22 protein-coding genes are annotated in these 25,100 nt (G+C 41.0%); 10 read left to right on the plus strand and 12 right to left on the minus strand.

Annotated features, from left to right (window positions below; all coding sequences use genetic code 11):
• Positions 1 to 6 precede the first annotated feature (6 nt).
• The 5 genes from ACQY77_RS17030 to ACQY77_RS17050 form a co-directional block, all read right to left on the minus strand.
• Positions 7 to 2,433, minus strand: coding sequence for an AAA family ATPase (locus tag ACQY77_RS17030; RefSeq protein WP_056095188.1), 2,427 nt, complete (start codon positions 2,431 to 2,433; stop codon positions 7 to 9).
• Entirely contained in the window at positions 2,417 to 2,605 is a 189-nt protein-coding gene (locus ACQY77_RS17035; RefSeq protein ID WP_056095184.1) for a hypothetical protein, read from the minus strand. Before ACQY77_RS17035 ends, ACQY77_RS17030 begins: the two co-directional genes overlap by 17 nt.
• Positions 2,606 to 2,610: 5 nt before the next feature.
• On the minus strand, positions 2,611 to 3,075 hold the full coding sequence (locus ACQY77_RS17040) for a hypothetical protein (RefSeq protein WP_056095182.1): 465 nt from the start codon (positions 3,073 to 3,075) through the stop codon (positions 2,611 to 2,613).
• A 65-nt stretch (positions 3,076 to 3,140) separates the two neighbouring features.
• Complete coding sequence (locus tag ACQY77_RS17045; protein WP_056095179.1) at positions 3,141 to 3,860, minus strand: FRG domain-containing protein; 720 nt, start codon at positions 3,858 to 3,860, stop codon at positions 3,141 to 3,143.
• Positions 3,861 to 3,893: 33 nt separating this feature from the next.
• Positions 3,894 to 5,003, minus strand: a complete 1,110-nt coding sequence (locus ACQY77_RS17050) for a hypothetical protein (RefSeq protein WP_421941047.1) — start codon at positions 5,001 to 5,003, stop codon at positions 3,894 to 3,896.
• A 514-nt stretch (positions 5,004 to 5,517) separates the two neighbouring features.
• Here ACQY77_RS17050 and ACQY77_RS17055 point away from each other — a divergent pair.
• Together ACQY77_RS17055 and ACQY77_RS17060 are read left to right on the plus strand one after the other, a co-directional pair.
• A complete protein-coding gene (locus ACQY77_RS17055) occupies positions 5,518 to 6,324 on the plus strand; it encodes a phospholipase D-like domain-containing protein (RefSeq protein WP_056095173.1) in 807 nt (268 codons plus the stop codon).
• A gap of 1,061 nt (positions 6,325 to 7,385) precedes the next feature.
• The gene (locus ACQY77_RS17060; protein WP_158542224.1) at positions 7,386 to 9,323 is read left to right on the plus strand and encodes a DUF262 domain-containing protein; all 1,938 of its coding nucleotides are present in this window, start codon (positions 7,386 to 7,388) and stop codon (positions 9,321 to 9,323) included.
• A 125-nt stretch (positions 9,324 to 9,448) separates the two neighbouring features.
• On the opposite strand, the gene ACQY77_RS17065 is transcribed toward ACQY77_RS17060, so the two are convergent.
• From ACQY77_RS17065 to ACQY77_RS17095, 7 genes are all read right to left on the minus strand, one after another.
• Positions 9,449 to 11,134, minus strand: coding sequence for a hypothetical protein (locus tag ACQY77_RS17065; protein ID WP_056095163.1), 1,686 nt, complete (start codon positions 11,132 to 11,134; stop codon positions 9,449 to 9,451).
• Positions 11,135 to 11,479: 345 nt separating this feature from the next.
• A complete protein-coding gene (locus tag ACQY77_RS17070; RefSeq protein WP_056095160.1) occupies positions 11,480 to 13,480 on the minus strand; it encodes an AAA family ATPase in 2,001 nt (666 codons plus the stop codon).
• Positions 13,458 to 14,063 (minus strand): hypothetical protein, encoded by a 606-nt coding sequence (locus ACQY77_RS17075; RefSeq protein WP_056095155.1) that lies wholly within the window; start codon positions 14,061 to 14,063, stop codon positions 13,458 to 13,460. The genes ACQY77_RS17070 and ACQY77_RS17075 overlap by 23 nt, the downstream gene beginning before the upstream one ends.
• Complete coding sequence (locus ACQY77_RS17080) at positions 14,050 to 15,015, minus strand: restriction endonuclease (protein ID WP_115404617.1); 966 nt, start codon at positions 15,013 to 15,015, stop codon at positions 14,050 to 14,052. Before ACQY77_RS17080 ends, ACQY77_RS17075 begins: the two co-directional genes overlap by 14 nt.
• 148 nt (positions 15,016 to 15,163) lie before the next feature.
• Entirely contained in the window at positions 15,164 to 18,394 is a 3,231-nt protein-coding gene (locus tag ACQY77_RS17085) for an error-prone DNA polymerase (RefSeq protein WP_421941046.1), read from the minus strand.
• 12 nt (positions 18,395 to 18,406) lie between these two features.
• Complete coding sequence (locus ACQY77_RS17090; protein WP_056095147.1) at positions 18,407 to 19,915, minus strand: Y-family DNA polymerase; 1,509 nt, start codon at positions 19,913 to 19,915, stop codon at positions 18,407 to 18,409.
• 5 nt (positions 19,916 to 19,920) lie between these two features.
• Positions 19,921 to 20,658 (minus strand): ImuA family protein, encoded by a 738-nt coding sequence (locus tag ACQY77_RS17095; RefSeq protein ID WP_056095144.1) that lies wholly within the window; start codon positions 20,656 to 20,658, stop codon positions 19,921 to 19,923.
• 252 nt (positions 20,659 to 20,910) lie between these two features.
• On the opposite strand from ACQY77_RS17095, the gene ACQY77_RS17100 reads away from it, so the two are divergent.
• The 8 genes from ACQY77_RS17100 to xth all read left to right on the plus strand — a co-directional run bounded on the left by ACQY77_RS17100 (position 20,911) and on the right by xth (position 25,084).
• Positions 20,911 to 21,543, plus strand: a complete 633-nt coding sequence (locus ACQY77_RS17100; protein WP_056095141.1) for a hypothetical protein — start codon at positions 20,911 to 20,913, stop codon at positions 21,541 to 21,543.
• A 37-nt stretch (positions 21,544 to 21,580) separates the two neighbouring features.
• Positions 21,581 to 21,817: a hypothetical protein gene (locus ACQY77_RS17105; protein ID WP_147273668.1), complete on the plus strand. Its 237-nt coding sequence runs from the start codon at positions 21,581 to 21,583 to the stop codon at positions 21,815 to 21,817.
• Positions 21,818 to 21,819: 2 nt separating this feature from the next.
• Positions 21,820 to 22,641 carry an SOS response-associated peptidase gene (locus tag ACQY77_RS17110; protein ID WP_056095137.1) on the plus strand — a complete coding sequence of 274 codons (822 nt, stop codon included), beginning with the start codon at positions 21,820 to 21,822 and terminating at the stop codon, positions 22,639 to 22,641.
• 98 nt (positions 22,642 to 22,739) lie between these two features.
• Entirely contained in the window at positions 22,740 to 22,931 is a 192-nt protein-coding gene (locus ACQY77_RS17115; RefSeq protein WP_056095135.1) for a DUF3606 domain-containing protein, read from the plus strand.
• The gene (locus tag ACQY77_RS17120) at positions 22,918 to 23,226 is read left to right on the plus strand and encodes a hypothetical protein (protein WP_056095133.1); all 309 of its coding nucleotides are present in this window, start codon (positions 22,918 to 22,920) and stop codon (positions 23,224 to 23,226) included. Before ACQY77_RS17115 ends, ACQY77_RS17120 begins: the two co-directional genes overlap by 14 nt.
• 13 nt (positions 23,227 to 23,239) lie before the next feature.
• The gene (locus tag ACQY77_RS17125; protein WP_056095131.1) at positions 23,240 to 23,533 is read left to right on the plus strand and encodes a DUF3606 domain-containing protein; all 294 of its coding nucleotides are present in this window, start codon (positions 23,240 to 23,242) and stop codon (positions 23,531 to 23,533) included.
• A gap of 4 nt (positions 23,534 to 23,537) precedes the next feature.
• Positions 23,538 to 24,311 carry a DNA-formamidopyrimidine glycosylase family protein gene (locus tag ACQY77_RS17130; protein WP_056095127.1) on the plus strand — a complete coding sequence of 258 codons (774 nt, stop codon included), beginning with the start codon at positions 23,538 to 23,540 and terminating at the stop codon, positions 24,309 to 24,311.
• Positions 24,308 to 25,084, plus strand: coding sequence for an exodeoxyribonuclease III (xth, locus tag ACQY77_RS17135; protein WP_056095123.1), 777 nt, complete (start codon positions 24,308 to 24,310; stop codon positions 25,082 to 25,084). Before ACQY77_RS17130 ends, xth begins: the two co-directional genes overlap by 4 nt.
• Positions 25,085 to 25,100: the final 16 nt, after the last annotated feature.

The raw sequence follows: 25,100 nt of genomic DNA on the forward strand, positions 1-25,100 counted from the left end.
ATTGAATTAATTCTTCCAATCATATTTGGTGGTATCACAACCGCAGCGAATGTTTTTGGCAACTGTGTCGTAATTTCGTAGCGACACATCCGGTTTTTTACATTCTTTGTTTTGGCAATGAAAAAGCTTTTCAAAGGCGATGATGTCGGCCCAAAAAGCCTTTAGGTCCCCGAGTTTCGGATCGAAAGGATTATCGTGAGAAAGCAGATTACCGAACACAGAAGAACTGGACAACTTATCTATAATCGGAAGGTTAACTTTTAATTCCGCACTAGCTTTATTAATCTTTGATTTAAGCTCGTTGATCATTTCATCCGGCATCCGTTTTTCATTCACCTCGTTATACTTGAAACTCAGCTTTACTTCCAAGTTCAAACAGATCTTCTTCAGAATATGCTCTAAATATTTCCTTATAGGATTGCCTAATAATGTGACATTGCCATTAGCTAAGTTATATTCAATTATCTCTTTCAGATCATCTGGCGATTCACTCAAATGTGTTCCTTTGATCTCTGTCCATTTGATTTCGTTAATCAGCCAGCCTTTTTTCTTAGCAATCTGACGGACATATTGGAACCATTGTTCTTCATGGGTAAGCAGGACAATCTGATATTCCGAAAATTTATCGAATAAAAGGTCAGCAAATTTTTTCCGGTGATTGGTATCAAAGCTGGAAATTATATCATCCAGTATCAAAAACTTGTTTTCCTTGTTAAACGCGACTACCGAAGCCAAAAAGAATGAAATGCCAAAACAGTTCAGGTGAGATTCACTAAAATATTTTTGAGGTGGTGATACCCATTCACCCTTGTATTTATATTCAATGGTTATGCCGTTAAGCTCGTCATCCTCGCCAATGGTGACGATACGGATTTTCTCAAAAAGTTCACCAGGGTTCATGTACTGGTAATAATCATTGATGGTACCCGAAAAGGTATCAATAAAATTCTGTAGACCTTCTTTTTGTTTTTTTACAAACTCGTTAAAGATGATCTCAAGCGAGTTTTTTTGTTTTTCAAGTTTCTCCCGGTCTTCTTCGAAATTTTTGATTTTCATAAAAGCATCTTTGGCAGCTGATATATTAGCATATAGCACCGTCGTGTTATCACTTGCAATGGCTGTTTTTATCTTTGAGATCCGGGCAGCTATGTCGACGTTTTCAAGAAAATCCGCAGCGTGAAGTTTCAGGGAAGATGCATCACTTAACCTATTACCAGAGGTAACCTTTTCCAATGCAGCTTTCTGATACAGTCCAATCTTGACTTTCAATCCAGCAACAGCCTTACTGATTTTTGAATTGGCCAGATCTTTATACAACAGGTCGGTTGCCAAAGCATCGAGCCTTTTTATACGTTCCGCAGCAATGGCCACCATGCTTGTTTTTGAACTGTCGAAAACCGCTTTCTTTTTAGCGGCTTCTCCTATTTCCTGAAGACGCACATTTATTTCTGCCTGTAAGTCGGTCAGATTTTTTGGTTGTAAGCAAAGCGGACAGCTTTCGTCCTTATGGAATTTTTTGACGATGACATCATTCCCAACCTTTAAGAGTTCGGCAAGATAGGTCTGCATGATAGATCCTACATCATCGGCAATTTTATTAAATTCTACATGGTATTTAGTGTATTCCGTATCGATGAAATCAACTTCCTTTTCGAGGTCTGTTAGTGAGGCCTGACAAGTTTCCAGAAACCTCAGCTCGTTTACGAATTTGGAGGATGCAGGTGTTTTCAATTTAGCCAAGACATTATCTATATCGGCCATTGACCCAACGGTGAAGCCCAAACATAATGGAGCAATGGTTTCATTGATTTTCTCAAAAAGATTAGCCTCTTGGCTAAAAGCCGCCCCTATTTTCTCAATTAAGGTAGTTTTTTGAGTATTGATTTGGTTCTCAAAGTTTTGGTTTTTGATTTCAGCTTTGATAAAGTTGAAAGACTTCTTTAGTACTTCTTTTGCTTTTGTCACTTCGGAAAAACCGATAATATCCGACAGGTTTTTTAGCTTGTCGCTCTTTGTTTGGTCAACAAAATCGCGCAGGAACTGGTAGCGCAGTAACAAGTTTTCCTTTCGTGACCGTTCAAGGTATTCTGCAAAATCGGTTGTATCATTTGAAAATTCAGTAACTAATTTTCCTTTTTTATAATAGAGCTTTCTTTCGGCATTAATGACCGGTTTACTATAGTTGATCTTGATCGACGATTCTTTTTCCCCAGACAGGTAAGCGTTTCTAAGCGCATCTTTCAAATCTATTTCCTGGCTACCCAGGTGCGATACCGCATCAGTGTAATACCATTCCAGTGCATCCGATATACTGCTTTTACCAGTGCCATTATCCCCGTATAAAAGGATGGATTTTTCACCAAGATTTAAGGCGAACTGTTCCTGGACACCCCTTAACCCGGAAATATGAAGTTGCTTAATTTTGATTGGCATCTTGCTCTCTTAAAGTGTGTAATTCATTTTTCACGTTTGTGTCGGTAAGCTTGCCCTGGTCATATAGGGTTGCCAGGGACCGTGCAAGCACTTTGTCCACGTTTGGAATGTTCTCGATCTCTTTGAAAAAGTCGTCCAAAATTTCTTTGCCGGATTTTACGTCGTTACTCATAGCTGTTATTTAAAATAGTTCCAGTCGATCTTGAAATGGGTTGCGATATTGTTACTCATCACATCCAGACCTGTCTTATTATTGCAAATCGGATATATGCCAAAATGCTCCACAAAATTTAAAATGAAATAGCTTTCCAAATCCTCAACGCGAAAAGCCCAGATACTTTTAAGCATTTCGAAATTGATGTAGGTAAACCAAAGCGGTTCAACTTTTCTGTAACTCACCAAACCGACGTTTTTTGATTTACCGCCAAAGTGACCATTCAGCCTGCTTCCTATACTGTTGGTTTTCTTTTCGCTCATGCCAATGTAAAGCAGCCTGGAAGGATCAAAGGGATATTGAATCTGAATAGAAGAACTAAAAATAAAGTACAGGCCTGTAATGCCGTTCAATGAAAGGATATTACCCGCGTCAAAAGTTTTAGGGCTATCAAAATAAATATTGACGGTTGGGGTTGTCTCGCTCATTTTAGGGTAAAGGTCTAATAATATAAAAGGTCATCAGCGTTTCTAAAGGTACTAAAATTTTAAATCTAACACTGTTTGTAATGGTGTGCACCAAGTATCTCGTTAATCCTTATACCGTTGGCGTAACCGTCGAGGTCAGGGAACAGCATATCTTCCCTGATGCCCATTTTAAATAGTTGTCCTTGGATATGCGCTGCCGCAGATTGGTCAAATTCTATCCGTTCTATTTCATCTGGCAGGGTTTTGTCTTTCACAAAAGTCAGCTCTTCATTCGGGCTTGGCTGAATAGTAAATAAACCCGCCTGTCCTGTAATTCTTGTGGCAATGTGTGGTGGTTGGAAGACACCAACTGTTGGATATTGAAAAGGGTTTTCATGCCCTTTGGTATCAATGTAATTGCAAAAATGCAGTACGCTTACACAGCCACCATTCGGAGAACAGGGTTCAATAGCGTAATTGACTATCCTTGGCTTTGTTGCAAAATATAAGGCGACCAGAGGACTGGAAGTCCAATCCAAAAGGCGGGTAGGCAAGCCATGGTGTTGTGCAACCGCCAGCCAGTCCCAGTCATTTTTGAGCTGACTTACAACCGTTGAATGTGCCCTACGCTTAAACTGCTCAAAAAGTTCTATTTCGTCTCTGTCTGAATAATGCGGATTACGGCCGACAGATGGAATAAGTTTATGCTGCGCATTGCTTACCCCTCTAAAAACGTGGTGCCCACAAGAATAGGTGCCTGAAATTAAGCTTATATATTCTTCAAGGCTTTCGATTTTGCTTGTCATTGAGATTTGTATAAAGTGTTTTAGTGTGAATAGTTATTGTTCTCCTCTGGACCTTAATTCTTCAAGCCATTCGCTATCTAAATTAACAACTGTAAAAGGCAAGCCATAGCTGCTGGCTCGTTGCGAGAAAATAAAGATCCTGGAAAAAAACGCACCTTTCATTGTATATCCAGCATATTTATCATAGTTAAAATCACGCCATTGGTATAGCAAGCCTATCGGGACATTGAATTCAAGTTCGATTGGACGCGATACCTGACTGCGGTAATTGTTAATTGCCAATGTCCATTTGGTCACGTCATCAGCATAATAATGTAACCTCGCTTCCATATTACCCCCCTGGCCTTGCTCCCGAAAGAGATTGCCAACACCTCTTTCATTAGCAAACAAAAAAAGCAGGTCCCCGGTCTCCAATAGCCCAACAACGCAATTATTGATTACCTCCTCAAAATCCCTTAAAATCTGACCCGATATATTATCAGTAAGAAGATATTCAAACAAATCATCGTATAAACTGGAAGTTTTTGAATCGGGGGTTTTATCTTTCAGAAATTTATATAAAAGCCCCCTGGTTTCTACGGACATGTCGTGAAGGTAGGTGTCGTTTATCCTATGGAATAGGTCACAAGTGGAGTTTTTTAAAAACCAACGCATCGATAAAAGCGGAATTTTATTGTTTGCGGCAAATTCAAAAGCTGGCCGGCTAAACTCCTCCACTGAAGCAATGCCGACCTGGTAATGGTATCTTTTTCTGCTTGAAATGGCATAGGTGTCACGCCTGTTGTTTTTTCTTCGCTGAATCGTCTCATCGGTTACGATTTCAAATTCGTTTATGTCGTACCGAAGACCAAGGCCGTTTCTAACTACATCAAGCCCAATCCTCCTATCGTAACTCTTGCATTCAAACAAGAGCCTAGATGGGTAAGAAAATGGCATCTGTATGGGAGGTTCCATTAAAACGTCAGCGTCATGCGCCGCACCCTTGCCATTTATGAAAAACAGCCCTGATCCATCTTGCCGGTAGATGTAATGTCCATCTGGTATAACGGATGCAAAACCGCAGTTTATCATCAAATTTCTTACGATGTATTCTAGTAATGTTCCTTTTAATTGTCCCGCCGTCATACTAATACTTAAAAACAATGAATATACCCTTTTTTGGTTATTTATAGTCACAATAACACTTAGACAATGAATGAGATAATCGTATGAGCGTTATCACCGTTACCAGAGATTTCGGCAAGATTGATAAAGCGATTCCATAGTGAGTTGACCAGCCCAAGTAATGACCTTCACTTCTTAAATGCCTTAGCAATTGATATATTTAGGTGGTCAATTTTGAACGATACAAATTGACTCAAAAATCCTATAATGACCTTGGTCACCCCAAGCGAAATCTTTAATTAGATTAGTCTTTTATTTATTCCGCCAGATGCACGTAGTCTAATTCCGTATTGTTCTGTCGATTTATTGGAGCTATTTGTTTTTCTATATAAAAGTGGAAAAATGGCTAGATTTTTTTTAAATCGGGATATAATCTAACCACAAATATTGTAATTGGTTAAAATTAATAAGTTAGCATAAATACCCATAAGCTGGATGGAATAATAATGATAATAATTTCTAGATTAGCCGTAATCAATTGGACAACTCCACAATGAAATTATCACCCCTGACACTAGACAGACTTAAGACCTATATTTCTGGCGATAAAGAATCGTTCCCTAAATTGTCAGGGCCGGAAATACTCACGCTTTTCCATAGTGTTGGCTTTAAGGATGTTTATGAATGGGGGAACGGGGGGATGCCAAATGCTCTTTCCAGAAATGCGTATGTTGTAGAAAAGCTTAAAGAGATTAATGGCACTAAGGAAATGCAAGCCTTGCTCGAAACAGTTGTGTCTAAAGTCCATTTTCTTGAATCTGGTCTAGACCTTAATGCGGCAGTAAAGACAATAAATGTTGTTATCAAAGAAGATGGATATGAGTTTGTAGATGCTGGAAATGGTGGCTATAAGATAAGCGGTGCGCTTATACAAGATCCTATAAAAATTGAAGCATATTTTGAGGAAAACAGAGGAATTATTATAGATGAGATCAGGAAAGCCAAGTTTTTGATCTGGGTAGCCGTCGCGTGGCTAACAGATTTGGATTTATTAAGGGAATTACACGCAAAGAAAATTGCTGGTGTCAATATCCAGATTGTAGCAATGGACGATGATATTAATGCAAAGCTAAAGTCAAAAGTTCTACAGCACTTTGAAGCTTATTACAAATTACCTCAAGGCACATACAAAAACCTGATGCATCATAAATTCTGTATCATTGATTTGAAGACTGTTGTTCATGGCTCTTACAATTGGACTGTAAAGGCCCAGTATAACAAAGAAACGGTCACTGTGAACCATAGTCACGAATTTGCAGCAGGTTTTGCTGAGACTTTTATCAAACTTAAACTTGCTTGACACTATTTAAGGGTATTGCATTCTCAGTAATATTTATATTTGATGCCATCCAAATACGATTGCGCCAAATATTTATCTGCTTTAGACATCCCCGCTTTTTTATAAATTTTAGTATAAGACCGAAAAGATGGAACGGAAGTAATTATCAGCTGCCTCCATCATTAGATCTTGGACAGTTCTGCCTGAAGTGGGATGCCCATAGCATCGACTGGGAGGAATTGATTGAAAAGCAAGCGCGGCCTTCAAGATTATGTACAATATAAATTACAAGCTTTGGAAGGTAACCAATACCCCGAAGGCCAAATCTAGCATAGCAAAGTGACACGAATAAATTTTCGTCCATTAGATTGCATCCTGTTACCTGAATTTTTTATGGCGTTTCAATACCCTTCCCTTGCTGTCAAATTCTTCTGTTTCCTCCAAAGGCCTCTTCCTTAATATAAACTTATAGATAAGTGTGAGCGCAATACCGACATTTGCAGACCCGCCGATGACGGCAACTAATTTGATGATTTGGTTATAGTCCATAGCTATCGCAATTTTTTATTGCGCCCCCTTTTAGGGGCGTTGGACCGCCCTATTATACAAATAATCTTTGATATTCCAAAGGACAGGCAAATCTGGGCTTTGAAATCGCCATATCTGCATACACCAAACTTTTGAAGCGGTTGAGTTTCTGCTTCGCAAGTTTTGCACATCATGCCTTTTCTGATTAAAATTTCTATTCTGATATTCATAAAAAACAAATTGGGCCAGCGACTATTGCAGTGCCAATTGTTAAAGGTAAAACACCCATTCCAATCGATAAACGACAAGTGATTTTCGACTTTTCCTCTATGCAAAAATAGGTGTGATATCATCTGTACTTTAGCCGAAGCTTTGCCGTTTTACACCCTTCCAAAGCACCGAGAGAAAAAAACACCAAATGATTTACGGCCATGGAAACTAAAATATTCAATGGCTATCAGTCTCATTTTTTGTGCAAAAAACGCTTGTTTGCCATTGACTGCAAGACTAGAAAAGGTTACCTTGTGGCCTCTAAATTTCAATTTAAAAGCACGATGAAAGCTATTAACCTCTCAGATCTATTCGGTCAAAAAATTTATAGGATTCCCGACTACCAGCGCGGTTATGCCTGGGGACATAAACAGCTTCGGGAGCTTTGGGAGGATATACTGGAGATTTCTGAAATTAATGGATGCTTGCGACCGCATTATACTGGAACCATTTACGTAGAGGCTGCTCAACCAGAGGAAATCGAAAGATGGCTTACGGGCTTCACTTTCTATAACGTAGTAGATGGACAGCAACGGTTGACCACCATTAGCATTTTGCTTCAAGTACTTTTAAAATATGCAGGGGAAGGATATTGTAATGAAACAAGGGAAGACCTAGAAAAAGCATACATATTCAGATCAAACAGAAGTGGTGCCAGTAGGATTTACCGTTTCTGTTATTTCCAATCAGACAAGAACTATGCCTATCTTCTGAATAAAATATTCGAGCATTCCGGTACTGTGTTTGATGAAAGTCAATTTAACTTGTACAGCAAAAATCTATCCCAGGCCAAGGATTTTTTTGAGCAAAGAATCAAACCGCTTACCAGTCAAGATCGGGAAATTATCTTTTTGAAGGTAACTACAGCCTTAAAATTTGATTTTCGTGAAATTGAGCAGGATCTTGACGTTCAGGCCGTTTTCGAAACGATGAACAACAGGGGGAAGCCTTTATCCACGCTCGAAAAACTAAAGAACCGCCTAATGCACCTGACCGAAAAACTGGGATTGGCGGATGAAGACCGCAAGTCGCTAAGGAATGACGTGAACAGATCCTGGGGCATCATATACAACTGGCTGGCTAAAAATCCAGAACAGATTCTCGATGAGGACATCTTTCTATCTGCACATCTATCATTGGTCCGGACACCTAAGGATGCTGTTTTTTCTGAAAAACTTGCCGAGGAAAAAGTCTTTGAAATATTCTCCAACCGTGCCGAACAATATGACTCGGGAGAGGAAAATACCAAGGAAAGTCCAGTCAGTTATGAAAAAATTCAAGACTATATCTTGAAGCTTTCTGCATTTGCCCCAAAATGGTACGAAATCCATAACTCTAGTCATCCGATGATAAATAAGGTACTACTTTTAAATGGTGGAAAGGAAATGAAGATTTTTCTCACTCAACTAAAATCATTTGAATGGGAACCAGGGAAACTGGATCAGGCATTGGACAAGCTCGAGCGCATCATGTTCCGTAATCGGATTCAGGGGCTTGGGGTAATTGATGAGCGTTCCTTTGCTACCTGGGCAAGGGATATCTATAATGGCAACCTATCAGCAGTGCTTGTCATGGCCCGTTTGAATGAGCAATTGGACATTCCAGTTTTAACGGCGAATATGGTGAACTACTTTAATGGGTTATATGGCTACGAGCGCGGACCGAAGGGTTTCCACCGCTGGGGTGCACTTAAATATTTTCTGTTCGAATATGAGGAACACCTTAAATATCATTATAAAGAGACTAATGACAAGGTAGATCTTTCGGATTTTGATTCAACAACCATTGAACATATTATTCCCCAGGAATATGAAGCCAACTGGCAACAGCAGGTAAGTTCGGTTTTTGAAAACCTGACCGAAGAGCATGCCTATCATGGAACAAAGGTATTGCTGCATACCCTAGGTAATCTTACTATTCTTAAAAACGGGAAAAACTCATCTCTTGGTAACAGGAGCTGGTCAGATAAAAGGGAACGTTTCAAAACCGGATCATATAATGAAATCGATGTAGCCATAAGTGAAGGCTGGGATAGGGAAACTATTAGTAAAAGGGGAAAGGATATGTTAACATTTATGACCACAAAGATCAAGGGCCTTATCCTTCAAAGCTCCGATATCGAAAACATCCTATTCTCGAACCCTTCAATCTGCAGCGCAATCAGGGATGGCAAAAAGTATGAGCCGCCAGTTAGAAGAGAAGATGCCATCAACCAAGATTAAGCCTATGCCAAACCGCTTCATTAAGTTAATGGCGGCTATAAGCGTTATTTGCAAAGTATAGATTTGAGCATAACCATTGGCAGCTAACGTTTTTATACCGTTTGACCTCGAATGCCCAGTGCATTTTAAACACCCTGTGTCTCCAAATCAAAGCACTTTTCTATCTCGTCTACAGTCGCCTTATATGGGCTTGGGAAATTCTTTTTCATTTCCATGTAGCCAAACAGTGACCTTTTGGATAGAAGATAGGTTATTGGGCCTCCTTTCTCATCATAGAGTTTTTCAAGCCCCTTTCTGCTGCGATGATAACCGCTCAACCATTCGGCAAAAAGCGCAGGTTTACGCCTGAGCGGCCCAAAGTACTTGATCAGAAAATCAATATGGACGACTGTTAGCGGCTTGATGGTCTGGAAATTACCCTTCAGATTCTTGCTCTTTTGTTGAAAACCTTCATTAAGATAGTGATTCACCCCCGCGATATTCATATGGTGCTCTGAGCAGATGATTACAGGATATATGTTCATTTTTTCCGAACGCGTGATGCCAAGCTTGTTCCGAAGGTCGCTATTCGGTTCTGAAAGATGTCCAAGCTGTCTAATAATCTGACCTACCCCTTTATCCTTATTGCCATTTATCTTATCTGAAAGGAAACGCTTGTCCAAAAATTCTTTGGTAAATTCCTTATAGTCCAAATTTTCGAAGGTGTTGGGATGTAGATCGTTCATCTTCACCTCAAACACGAAAACATCACAGCTCGAAGCACGGACGATAAAATCTTGATACTTCTCAGTGGAGATAAGCTGTTGACTCCTTTTATGAAATATTTCACCGAGCAGACTACCGACAAGGTATTTTTCAAAGAATTCCAGCGCGATATAGGCTTTAAAATTTGCGTAGGTTTTAAACTTGCTCTTCAGTTTCTCAGAGCTATGGTGATACAAAGAGTACAGGAAACCATTTTCTAGTGCATACTGGAAAAAATTGTAGTCGAGGACGAGAATTTTTTTCGGACTTAGGAATAAAAATGGCTTGGTGACTACATCCATATTAAGTGAAACCTTTTCCTTACCAGCTAATTCCATAGGTTCTGCCCCAAATTCCCTCATCAATTTTTCCGGCCAAAAATGAGAAAGGTCTAACATGTGGTTGCCCCAGTTTTGAGGATGGATAGCCGAGCCAAGTACGGCAAGGAAAAACTTAGCAAAAGTCCCGGGGTTTTCAATCTTCATCTTCTCGCAATACATGTCCGCTTCTTCTTTAAGCAGTTCATCGCTATCAAGAAATTTGCTCATGAAGAGAAACTTGGTAAAGGTATCAATTTTCATCACCCCTTTTGCCCTCAGATACCCCTGCTGCATTGTTTCCATGGTGAATAAACCTTCAAGCGATTCAAAAACAATTCCCTTCGGCCTGCCATAATAAAGATCATTATAGATTAACATAGTCTTGAAAAGGTTTCGAGCAAACTCCAAAGGTTCGATAGGAGTCAGTGTCTCGATCATCTTAAAATTCTTGAGTAGGTCCATAATCAGCAAACCAATCGGACCTTCGGCAAACCATCTTTTTTCATCGGTAAATAGGGGGCGGAATTCCGTCACTCGCTCAAAACCAGGGACGTCGCAAAAGACTGCTTCTCTGAGTATCTCTGGATCGATCATCTGGTTGTCCATTTGCTGAAATAGCATGGCATTAATCTTCGAGAGCCTTATCAACAACGTATCCGTAGGATAGCCCGATACAAAAGTAAGTGTGTCTTTTGGGATTGGCTCAAGATACACCTCGGTGTAACCTGTTACATGGAGAAATTGCATACAGTTGGTTTTTTTACTGGTGTCTCAAATTTCCATTTTCGATGTGGATATTAAAAATCTCCGAAATTTGATAACGCTTCTTATAATTTGTGAAGAGGATGGAAACTTCGGTATCATTGATTCGAAATCAGCCACTAACCAGGCGATTCCGCAGCGAATTAAACATCCAAGAATTTGGGGCCTTAATCTCTCATCAATGAATATGTTTTGGTGGTCAATTTGAGCGGAACTTATTGACTCAAATTTTCGTAACAACCTAATCAGACTAAGCGAAATCATCAATTTGTCATCGTTGGTGAAATTAAGCTACTTAAAAGTTTACTTCCATAAAAATTCAAGGTATTTTTAAATCGGTTTTAATAGGTAATCTGTTTTAGAATGCATCTCGTACACTATGTATTCACTCAATTTCAGTTTATCTTCAGGTAATTCACTATATGTCGTTAAAATTATCTGACCAGAATTAACCGGCAGATCGGCCATAACTTTTATACAATCTATCAGGGAATCGTTATCTAAGTTTTGCTGTTTGGGCTCATCAAGTACTAATATGTCTGGAAAAATAATCTTCCCTTTAGTTTTCAATTCAATAGATGTTTGTAATAGTGCTAAGTAATAACTTAGGATGATTCTAATGTTATCACTTGAACTACTGATGTTATAAATGTCGTAATTGTCTAGATATGGTGTATAGTTATCCGATGCATCAAGTCTAATCGCAGCTATTAGTTCACGATTCTTCTTAAAAAGGCCTAAGCTTTTTACGTTTTCCTGCAGAAATGTTTTTATTGTATCGATGGTTTTCTGGTCATCCGCGGTTTGCTTATAAGCGTCCACTTCCGCTTTTAGTTTATCTAAAGCAGCCTGATCGGTTTTGATTTTCTGTCGCAATGATGTAAGTCCATTCCATCGCTCACTTACGCGTTTGAAACGTTCGAGGTCTTTATATAATGAATCGGCATTCAATATTCTTTGCCTTAAAATCGCAAAGTCACTACCAGCAAAAGTCGTAATTTGATGATCTAATTCTTTCTCCAAACCAGAAATTTCATCTTTTAGATTATTCCTTTGTTCAAAAACCTTGCGTCTATCCAACAATCGCTTTTCAATGACTTTTTTAAACGTAGCTTCCTCATCTTCCAAAAACTTCAGATTTTGATCAGGGGTTGACAATTTCTTTCTCAAATCACTATGACATAATTTGCATTCGTCATCCTCAGTAGACAACAATTTAGCTTCGCAAACCGGACATGTGGTTATATTTATTTCCGTTTCAGCCTCCTTAATCTTTTTAAGCTGTTTATTTTTATATTTATTCAGCTGTATCCGCTCCAAATATTTCTCATATTCATTTATTTCTAGACTTATTTTTTCTAGCCTCTCGTTAGCTTTCCTCAACTGATAGTTCGCAACCTTTATTTTCTCGCGAAGATTTATTTTGGAATCTTCAAAGTCTGTAACTGGATTTGCCGCACTTTCTACCAAATTTGCCTCGACTTTATAACGCTCGTCAAGGTAGTTAATGTAGTCGCTTATACTGGCTTTACCAATAGAGTCGGTATTGACTATAAGTACATCTTCCGACTTCTCACCATCAGATATAACAAACAGGTTTTCCTCTTTTCCAGATAACTCTTCAATTATTTTTTTAAGCTCTAAATCAAGTTCCTTCAAACGTATCTCACTGATGTGAATTTTAAAACGATCCATTCCAAAAAGAAATTCAAATGCTACCTTTTTGATGTCTTTGATATTATACCTTAAGACCTGACGGGCTTGAATCTGAGACCATCCCGCCCTTTGTTCAACAAAAAATAAAGGCAAGATATTCTCGAAATATAATTTGGATAGTTTACGATCATAGGTTGGTAATTCAACTTGGCGCAGACCCAAAAAACTAAAAAGAAATGTTTGAAAGCCGTTCTCAGAAAAAACACCTTCACCGACAACTATTAGCCTTTCCGATTCTGGGTTGGTATAGAATTGGTCAGCAGGACAAGATTTTATTGCAGCTATTGTATTATCTCCGCCAGCTATGTATCGAAAAATCGTTACTACATCCTCACCATTGGAGATTTCCAATAACAAATAAGATCTCGCAACCCTTTTATTATCTATTTCTTTATAGAATTCCGGTTTGAAAGGGTTTTGTATCGATTTAAAAACACCTAAACCTTTTTCGGCTCCCAACCCATAGACTATACCTGTTACAATACTTGTCTTCCCGACTGAGTTAGGTCCAAAAATAATATTTAGACCATCCCGAAAAGGAATTTCAGCACCATATTTTTTACCATCATCAGTTTGGATATGGTAGATTAGTTTATTTATTATCAAACGTGGCATTCTGTTTCCAATAGGAATTAGGTATTACTTCAGTTATTATTTTAATTAGTTTTTCTTCAACTATGCTTGTACCAAAAAGATCAAGAAAATTATGTTCACGAGGAAATGCATCCTTTATTTTTTCAAAATATGTTTTACCAGTATCGGTTAGAAATAATCTGATATTTTTTTGATCCTTATCAGATTTATAGGCCAAAAGATTTCTGGTATATAAATACATAAACATATCATTGAACCTGATGTCCCATGGCACACTTTTATATTGGACAATATTGAAGTCAATTTCCACTTGTTGTGTTGTCTCGAATTTCTTAATCTTATCAACAATATTTTTTTTGCCGTTGAAGTATTCCAAAATGAATTTAGACTGGAAGGCTTCATTTCTTAGAAGAAAATCAACACATGCAATAACGTTTTTACTTAATCCATTTTTCGTGTTAAGTATACCAAGAATTACCGCAATTCTTGCGGCCCGGAACTCCATACGGTCTTCTGGTTGGACAAAGAGCGGTCTATCCAGGTTGATGCTTGGTGTTAAGCCTTTCTCGGTAATATTTTGTATTAAGTGATTAATCAGTTCCATTTTTCCTCCAATCTAATGGGCATTGTGCTGCTAACTCAAATACAATTCCGCATAATAATTTTTCTTTATCTCCCTTTAGTTCATTTTCTCCATAAAAGGTTAATATTTCCTTTTCCGCTTCATTAAAAAAGTCACTGAAGAACTTTTGGGGAGTGTAGGAATCGTCCATCTTAAAGTTATGCGTAAGTCGCGATGCCTTTAGTCTCATATTTTCCTCCCAATTTAAAATATTGGTTCTAAGCTCCGAATGTACATCAACTAAACTTTCGAGATATACTTTATAGTCAGCTCTTGCTTTGTGATAGATAATCCGATACTGATCATCTGACTTGCATATTGCGTTTAATTTGATATCAAGTGATGTCACCATTTCTTCATCACCGTTAATGGGTGAAGTGGCATCAGGGATCTTTATTAGATTTGCATGTCTAAGCAGATCTTTTTTGCTAATCAACAAATTGACAAGTACTTTGAGCCGCTGAAGCTCCTTTTCCTCGTCCAAAACAAGTAAACAGGGCTCGTCGTATATTTTTTGATATAGTTTTTTATCCAATGCAAACATCTTTTCAACATCCTTATCGGGTGTCCAAAAGTCAACAGGGAATTTAAATGCTTTTGTTTGTTTTGCTTGTATGTTATGATCAATATTGCTTAGGTTTTTCAACGGAGAAAGTGCAATAAATGCTGTTGCATCGTGGTTTGAAGAGTCAAGCTGTACCTGTTTACTGAAAATCTCTGACCATTCCAGCTTGGCGGAAGCATAGTATTTACATTCGATAAAAAATTCTCGCTCCAATTCATTCTCATCTAAAAACAAAACACTGATATCAAAACCATTTTGAGTGCCGGCTGTCTGTTTTCTTACCTGAATGACTAAAAAGCCCATATCTTGAAACAACTTTTTGAAGAAAGGCGCCACAAGTTTTTCGAAATCTTCACCAGTAATTGGCATTTTTTTGAGTTAGTCGTTAATTAAGTTGCGTGTCCAAGCAAAAGTTCCTTTCCTTAGAATTCTCAATATTAACAAATTATCTCATTAAAACTTACAGATTGCATTTTAACCCTGCTTTTACCTACTGTTTTCTTTTGACAATAAACAATTATTTAAAATTCCTGCCCTCATGGAACACTTTTTTCGTGGCATCCTCGCGAACCTGAGCACGTTTATTCGGTGAAGGATAGGACGATTTTTTTTCATCTCCACCGGCTAAGGTCAACACTGGAAGCTCATCAACCTCCCGTTGCACCAACTTGCCGAGCATCTTTGTAAAATCAAAACATTTACTCACGATCACGTGCACCACCTGTCCCTCGCGCTGCAACCTGCCTTCCACCATGAGAAGCCTCGAATGCAGAATTTCTTTTCTATAGGTTTCAAAAAGCTTTTCAAAAACAACCAGATTGGAATAGCCTGTTTCATCTTCAATAGTAATAAAACATACCCCGCCTGCCGTTCCGGGACGCTGGCGTACCAATACCAGTCCTGCTACTTTCACCAGCTGACCATCTGTCGAACCATTATTAATGCGATGGCATGTTCTGATGTTGAGCATTTCGAGCTGAGTCCGCACAAAACTCACCGGATGTGCTTTTAGAGAAAGTCCTGTAGTGGCATAATCTTGAACGACATGCTCTCCCTTGCCCATTAACGGAAGTTCAACCTGTGTTTCCAATATGCTTTCAGACGGTTGCCCCTTGAATAGTTCCTCCGGCATATCTTTTAGGGCAGAAACTTCCCAAAGTGCTTTTCGCCTATCTATTCCCATCGAATGAAATGCATCTGCATCGGCCAATCGCTCCAAGGTGGCAATCGATATTCCCGAATCCCTGATTGCGGTAATACTTTGATAACCACTTCCGCGACCATTGACCAAAATGTCCATGTCATCTCCTCTAATGCCATTGATCTGCCTGAACCCTAACCGAAGCGTAAAATACTTACCTGATTTTTCCTCAAGTTTATTGTCCCAAAAGGAATGGTTGACGTCAACTTCGCGAACTTGAACCGAATGCTTCCGCGCATCAATAACAATTTGTGCCGGCTGGTAAAAGCCCATCGGCATACTATTTAGCAATGCGGCAGCGAAAACGTCAGGATAGTAGTGTTTAAGCCAACAGGATACATAAACGAGGAGGGCAAAACTGGCAGCATGGCTTTCGGGAAATCCATAGCTCCCAAACCCTTCCAGCTGCCTGAATATCCTTTTTGCAAATTCCTCTGTATATCCCTTGTTCATCATTCCGTCGATGAGTTTTTGCTCATACTGGTTCACCATTCCTTTAAACTTGAATGTTGCCATGCTGCGACGAAGGCCATCAGCTTCAGCAGGGGTAAAGCCTGCCGCTACTATAGCAATTTTCATCGCCTGTTCCTGAAACAGCGGAACGCCTAACGTGCGTCCAAGAATTTTTTTCAGTTCCGGCGAGGGGTAGACAACAGGTTCTTCGCCGCTGCGCCTGCGCAAATATGGATGAACCATATCTCCCTGAATGGGTCCCGGGCGAACGATCGCGACCTCTATCACCAGATCATAAAATTCTCTTGGCTTAAGCCTAGGGAGCATGGACATCTGCGCCCGGCTTTCGATCTGGAATACGCCCAGGGTATCGGCGAGGCAGATCATATCATAAACCTCTGGATCATCTTGGGGAATGTTGGCCAGTGTATATTGCACGCCGTAATGATCCCGGCAGAGATCAAAAGCCTTTCTGATGCAGGTAAGCATCCCAAGCGCCAGCACATCCACCTTTAAAAAACCCAGCGCATCGATATCATCTTTATTCCATTCGATATTGGTGCGGTCTTCCATCCGGGCATTTAGGATAGGGCAGAGGTCTGTAAGCTTCCCTTGCGTAACTACAAATCCTCCTGTATGCTGACCGAGCTGCCGCGGAAAGCCCATCATTTGGGAAGTAAGCTCAAGTGTTTTCTTAAGGTGCGGATCATTTGGATTTAGACCTTGCTCGGTAACGCGCTTGCCCTCGAACCATTCATCTGTAAACTCCCATATTGAAGTTGACAGGCGATTGATTGTATCAACAGATAGCCCCATTGCCTTGCCTACATCCCGGATGGCTCCTTTCTGGTGTTGCTGTGTGACGGTTGCAACGATTGCCGCACGGTCACGTCCATACTTGGTATAGATATACTGGATGATTTCTTCCCTGCGCTCATGCTCGAAGTCGACATCAATATCGGGAGGCTCGTTTCTGGCGGGTGAGATGAAGCGCTCAAATAGCAAATCAAACTTCATCGGATTAACAGAGGTAATACCCAGCACGAAGCAAATTGCAGAATTAGCTGCCGAGCCCCGACCCTGGCAGAGAATCCCGCGGGATCTGGCCTCACGAACAATATCCTCAACAAAAAGGAAGTAATTGGCATAATCCATCTGCCTCACAAAAGCCATCTCATGATGGATCATGTTAACAACCTTTTCCGGGATCTTCTCGCCATAAAATTCATGAGCACCTTTCCAGGTTAAAAATTCGAGCTCCTCCATCGGACTGCGTCCGCTTGGATTGATTTCTTCGGGGTAGACATATTTGAGCTCATCAAGAGAAAAATTGCAGGCTTCGGAAATGACCATCGTGTTTTGAATTGCGCTTGGATATTTTCTGAAAAGTCTGTCCATCTCAGCCACCTCTTTCATGTACCGCTCAGCATTTTGATGCAAACGAAACCCTGCTTCCTGAATGGTGCATTTCTCTCTTACACAGGTCAGTACATCCTGAAGTTCTCTTCGTGAAGGATTGTGATAATGGATGTCGCCTGTTGCAACGACCGGTATTTCGTAAAATTTGGAAAGCTGTGAAGTTCTAAATATCAGCTTATCGTCGTTTCCCAAATAAGATCTTGTTGCAGCAAGGTAAAGCTGACCACCTAGAGCGTCGCGATATTCTGCAACTGAGGCGATAAAGCTAGCCTCATATTCAAAGCGACGGTTCAAAGCGCCAGGCATTACAAGGGCAAAAAGAATCCCTTTGCTATGGGCGTAAACATCGGCACGGGAAATATGGCAGCTGCCCTTTTCTGCTCTCATATTGCCCAATGTCAATAGTGCGGACAACCTGCCATAAGCTTCCCTATCCGTCGGATAGGCGAGCAGGCTCCCTCCATCCAGCAGATCCAGCCTGCAGGCGGGAATTAGTTTTATGTTTTTCTCACGGCAGGCAGCATGCGCACGTACAATTCCGGCAAGGGTATTCCTGTCGGTTATGGCTATTTTTTTATAACCGAAGATTTCGGCCTGTTCAACCAGTTCGTGCGCATGCGAAGCGCCACGCAAAAAGCTGAAGTTTGAGGTAATCTGTAATTCACTGTAAGCCATAACCCATCTCCTTTAAGCAAAAAATCCATGAATAAACCACTTGTGTTGTTGTTCCCCACCATAGTGTCCGGAACGGAAAAGCCAGTAGCGGCATCCTTCTTCATCTTCCACCTGATAATAATCCCTATGCTCTCCCTTATCCATCCACCATTCGCGCTCAATCCGCTCGGGACCGTCTGCCTTTGAAACCAGGTGGCGGACGCCTTTATAAATAAAAAACTTTGGCGGATGATCCGGAATAAGCGCCATTACCTCAATAGGGGCGGGAACCTTAAGCATTTCGGTCGGCCGGGGCTTATCCGTTCGCCATGGATTTGAGGCCTTTTCTGTTACCGAAGCTGCCTTTGATATTGCACGTTCCGGCCAGTATCTGGTTGCAGGCAAAAAACGATGGATTGCTTGCGCACCAACCTTTCCGGCAACACGGTCCAGAAACCTGATCACACTATTATCATTCAGGCCGGGCTTGGATGACCACATTTCTTCCTGGGGCACATCGACATCCTCCACCTTTGGCGCATCAAGAACAAATAGTTCAATTCCCAGGGCTGGTCGGATCTGATCGATCTTTAACTGAAAAAGTTTGAATAAATGACTCACACTATGCGAAGCGCCACTGGTTCCAATGGAAACCTGCACAATTTTTCCATCGATACGGTATCCTGTCAACATTCCTGTTCGCAATCCCTTACCTTCAGATTGCATCCTGTTACACAGATTTTCAAGCATCTTTTGAATCGCGATCTCAATTGCAGTTTTGGTTTTGATCGGTTCCATGCAGGCTAGCCTTTCGCTAAATGCTACGGGAACCTTTAATGGAATAAGCGCTTCTGCTTCAGTTCCAATAGCCTGAGCCAGCCGCAATAAAAAATCTTCCCCGAATCGCCTTCGGAGCACCGATCTGGGCATCCCTATAAAGCTTTTTATCTGATAGAATCCCAGTTTACGAAGTTTCGCAAGAACTGTATCTTCCAGTCTTAACGCCTCAGGAGACAGACTGAGCAGAGCATCTACATGTTCGCCGGAAGGAATCAATGGCGTAACTTTACCAAACCGGGACACCGCCCATGCAGCGCCGGGTGTATCGGCAATCGCTAAGCGTACGGTATATCCCTTACTTTTAAGCCTGTTTACAATTTCTTTCAGGTATTCTCGCTCTCCACCCCAAAGATGCGGACAGCCTGAAACGTCAAGTAACAGTCCGTCCATTCCGAATTCGTCAATGGATACAGAGGGCGAATAGCGCACACACCATTCGCCTAGTCCCCTTAGCAGGTTTTTCGGGCGGCCTGGCTTGTCGTCCAGAACCTCGAGCCCGGGACATATGGCCTTCGCATCCGCTGCACGCATGCCGACCTCAACTCCAAAGCTAAATGCCAATGGATTTACTGCGGTTATCATCATCCGCCCATGGTCGGGCGCAGCGAAAACAAAAGGCACCTCGGCTAGTTCAGGGCGGCGGATAAGCTGCCAGTCAGCCAGTAATTGGCGGAACCATATCGAAACAAAACGCCTTTGCATAATAGCTATCCAATTTGTCTGCCCTCCAGATCAGACCAAATCGGTTGATTACCTGTTTTCTTAATTTCTTCAAATTTTTCGCCTGCCCATTCCAGTATAAAGCTTCCCGGATTTCCATTACGGACTTTTAGCAGCTCAACCTGCCAGCGCGGGAATCCGATCCCGGGCAAGCCGTCCTGCGTAACTGAAGGAAGTGGGCTGACTTTCCATCTTGCTGTTGCCACGGTGCTCGCCTTTTTATTTCCGTCCTTGCGCAGGATAAATCCCGTAACACCACTGGTCTCAACCGCCAGCTGCAGCCTGCGGGATTCTATAAGACTCACATTGTTAAGTTCTGCCACAACCGCCGCAAGCCCCTCACATTTGATGGCCTCCTCTGTAATCCATAGCACATCCTTTTCGCTCTGAACATCCATAAAAATAATGCGCTCAGGCTCTACGTTAAATAAGCTCAAAGAAGCGGGGAAGAGATTCCGGGTCGTGCTTACCCACACACAGGCCGCACCATTTTCCATAAGGACGGAAAGTAGCCCGGCGATAAAGCCGTCACTGGCCGCCGAATGCTCCGGCTGAATTGTGATAAATTCATGAATTGCCTTTTTGGGAAAAACACCACCAGGAAATGAATTTTCAATCTCTCCCAGTCCGATGCGTTCGGCATTGCCTGTGCAATGGGGTTTAAACCCCTGCCATAACAGGATATCCTGTTGCAATTTCTGAAGTAATTCTTTTTTGGCATTCATGACTTACTGAATTAAATACTATTATATTTAGTATTATAAAATTATACAACAAACATAAAGCTAAAAATGTTAGTAAAAAATGAATTGTGGAAAACATTCCCGTTTTGGTGGAAAGTTTGCATTCCTTACTGTGATGACTATCCTTGATAAAATAGATCTTAAAATCTTATTTATGGATAATAATTCTTAATCGATTTTATCCCATCTTCCTGATTTTCAAAACCTATCTGCTCAAATAACTGTTGTTACAAAATGGAAAGAAAAGAAGTAACCAGCCTATTTAGCGAGGTAGAAAAAAGTGTCATTAGCTGGGCAAAAGCACACCGCAGTGAACTGATCATTGGCGGTATTTTCGGATTTTCCTTAACTACGGCTTATCTAATTTTCTCAAAAAAACATTTTAAATTGGCTAAGCCGTTAAAACCATTGGAGCCCGGACTGAATATGGAAAGATATATTTTTGAAATCCCCACCGACAGCGGGATAAAAGAGGCTGTCGTAGAAACTTCAGGCGAATGCTACGGGGTGACGCTTGATGGCAAATACATCGGAAGCATGTGGCGTGATGAAAACCTTGGTCTTCAATGGGACACACTTGATGAAGAACTAGCGCCTCATATCTGGGATATCGCATCCAAGCTCTCAGAGGCTTTTTCCAGACAAGGATATCCCTCACTATTAAAGGGAGCCTATCCCGAAATTGAGTCTACCCAGTGGAAGAGCAGTGAAACCCTTGAGGTGGTTATTTCAAAGGAAACAGATATGGAAGTCTTCACTACGTTCTTAAAAGATGAGGTCTTAAACCTGGTTGATTTCGAGGAGCACCTGGACTTGATTGTCAAGAAAGCAGATGATCCGTATTTTGTAATTATAGGCATCAACTAACTATTTCCTATTTGGTTCAAGATTTTGTATTTTTAAGATGATGAAAATAGAAGAGGCTTTTGAGATTGTCCTGCCCGATATTAAGATGATCGTTACCTCACATCTGATCGGAGGCAGTGAAATATATAGGATCGAGTTCTCGGATGGAAGACCACCACTAAACGTAACCGAAGCGAATGGTTACAGGCCATTCTGGACATCTGTTCCGCAGGGAAGACAGATAGAGGCAGAATTTTTTGGTAAAAAGATTGCTGAACATTTGAAAAATAAATAATTATGTGTTACTACAATGGTCAACGCGTTTCAAGAGCAGAGTTTATTTCACTCCTTCAACTTGAAAAGGCGGTAAAAAATTATCAGTTTCTCGACAGGGCTGTTCATAACGGTTTTGCCTATTCACCCGTTGCGGTATTAAAAAGAGATGCAGAGCAGACAAACTTTGATATCGTGCAGATGGAATGGGGTTTTTTGCCTCCCTACCTTAAAAACCGCGAGGCTGCAAAGAATTTTCGCAACGGATATAAAGATGCTGCCGGTAAATGGCATATCGGATATACAACACTCAATGCAAAGGCCGAAAATCTTTTTTCAAATGAAAAGGGCGGTCCCTCGATTTATGCAAAGGCAGCCCGCGAGCGAAGATGCCTGGTGCTGTCAACGGGATTTTACGAGTGGCGCCATGTATTTCCGAAGAACAAAAAAACAGGAGAGCCTTTGAAAACTGCCGTTAAGTATCCTTACTACATTTCTGTTAAGGACGAGGAATACTTCTACATGGCGGCAATTTATCAGGAGTGGACCGATCAGGAAACCGGGGAAATTGTTGAGACAGTCGCTGTCACTACCGCGCCGGCCAATCCGCTTATGGAACAGGTCCATAATTCCAAAAAACGTATGCCTACAATTTTAAATGATGAGCTGGCCTATGAATGGATGTTCGGGGATTTAAGCGATGAGCGAATCACCGAGATTGCATCCAGTCAGTTTCCTGCCAAACAAATGGATGCCTGCACGATTGCGAAAGAGTTCTTGTCGACACTTGAACCATCAACGCCCTTTATTTATGAAGACCTGCCCGCTATCGAGTACTCGATTTAACACGGCTGGATGCTTCCATAAAGCACTTTTTAGGGGTGATTGTTTAGATTTTAAAACCATTTTCAGTTGAGATCAGTTATATCATAAAAACTAATATTATGAGCGATAACAAACAGAAACAGGATGGCAGAGAAGATTCAAAAGTTGATCTGAACGATGCAAGCGAAGTTGCTTATGCAGCAAAACAGGCTGGGGTAACTTCTGCTCAATACAAGGAACTGGCTAAAGCGTCGGGAAGTTCTTCCAGGGCGAAAATTGCCGAATATATTAAGTCAAATGCCAAGGCGTAAGTCGGTAGATGTCTCACTTGATGGGCTTGCCGGAAAACTTGGAGCAGTGATTTTTAGTGAATCTCCGGGTTTTCTCTGTGTGCTCCCTCAGGATATCCATGAATCGATACTTGGAAGAGGGAATTCTGTTGCTGAAGCTGTAAACAACTGGGATGAAAAACTCAAGGCTCATCTCCGCAACAGTACCACCGGGGATCCTGTAGTGGATTATGTTCAAAAAATTCTGAGCAGTACAACGCCTGATCATGTTCAGTCCTTTTATGATCAATTTTACCCGGTTAGAAAAAAACAGTAATCTAAATATAGTTATGGATAATCAGCAAAACAGTCAGCCAAAGTTTGGAAATGAAGTGGAAAAGGACATCAATTCCCAACAATTCGTCACTTCTGATGATTGCCTCGACAGACATGAAACTGAAAGCGATCTTGATTCCCTGGAACCACAGGAGTTTGGGACAAATGACGGCGAGCTAAATGTAGATGATCCTAGGGAACTCCGCTATTGGGCTGAACAGTTTCAGATTAGTACGGGTGAGCTAAAATCCGCAGCACTGTTGCGGGGAAATTCTATCCTCGAAATAAAAAAATACATATCCGCTTAAATCTATGGCAGAATTACCAGATTTAACCGTATTTGCTCAGATACTAACCCGAAAGTTCAAAGGGCAGATTTTGGAAACGCTGGAAATTACGGAATCCAAAAAAATTAATGTCTCGGCCAAGGAAATGAAAAAAGCTTTGGAAGGAAGAGAACTTTTGGATGTCCGGCGTTCCGGAAAGACGCTTCAACTTATTTTTTCGGGTTGCCAGGTTCTTGGTCTTCACTTAATGCTCAGGGGAGAACTGATCTCTATTGATCAGGATGAGCCGCCACGCTTCCAGATTTTAGGGTTTCATTTTGAAGGGGGCGATGCATTTGCATTGATCGATCTTCAAAAGCAAGCAACGCCCACATTGAATCCTGAACCTATCGACGTCCCGGATGCGCTGGAAATGGAGGAGGAATATTTTTTTGATTTGCTGGCTAAAAAGAGAACATCGATAAAAACTTTGCTCATGGATCAGCATCTTGTTCGCGGTATTGGCAATTCCTATTCGGATGAGATACTTTATCATGCCGGGATTTCTCCCTTTTCAGTCGCCAAAGCTATCCCGGATAAAGCGGCAAAGAGATTATACAAAAGCATAAAATCTGTGTTAGCTGAGGCGATTTTAAAAATCGCAGAAGCAAACGGTGACGAACTCAAAGGTGAGCTGCGCGATTTTATGATGGTACATGGTGCCGAATTAAAAAAGACACCAAAGGGCGAGGAGATTTTGTCTGAGAAAATCGGTGGGCGCAAAGCTTACTTTACGCAATCTCAGGAACTTTTTGAATGATTCTATCAACCTACAACATTAACGGGGTCAATGGAAGGATCGAAATTTTGCTTAAATGGTTGAAAGAGCGGTCACCGGACGTTGTATGTCTGCAGGAAATAAAATGTCAGGACAAAGATTTTCCGGCGAAGAAATTAAAGGAAGCAGGTTATTTCGCCATCTGGCAAGGTCAGAAAAGCTGGAACGGTGTTGCAATCTTATCTAAGACGGAAATCAAAGAAACGAAACGCGGACTTCCTGGCGATCCTGCCGACGACCATAGCAGATACATCGAAGCATTTATTGGTGGACTGATCATAGGCTGCATTTATCTTCCAAACGGAAATCCGGCACCAGGTCCAAAATTTGAATATAAACTTAAATGGCTCAAAAGGCTTACCGCCCATTCGAAAAAGCTGCTTTCGTTTGGCATCCCAACAATTTTGATCGGTGACTATAATGTTATACCGACTGACCTTGACCTTTATAATCCCGATAGATTTAGGGATAATGCGCTTTTCTTTCCCGAATCCAAAAAAGCATACAAGAAGCTTTTGGCTCTGGGCTGGACAGATGCAATAAGAACCCTGTATCCCGATGAAATTATATATACCTTTTATGATTATCTTCGGAATGCATTTGGAAGGAATGCCGGTTTGAGATTGGACCATTTCCTGCTGTCTCCGGATTTGTCAGACAAGCTGATTGACGGTGGAGTCGACAAACATGTGCGGGGCTGGCAGGGAGCCAGTGACCATTGCCCTGTTTGGATCGAAATTCAACCAACAAAATAATACATTATATCAATGA

Source organism: Pedobacter sp., assembly GCF_965279535.1.
Lineage (GTDB): Bacteria > Bacteroidota > Bacteroidia > Sphingobacteriales > Sphingobacteriaceae > Pedobacter.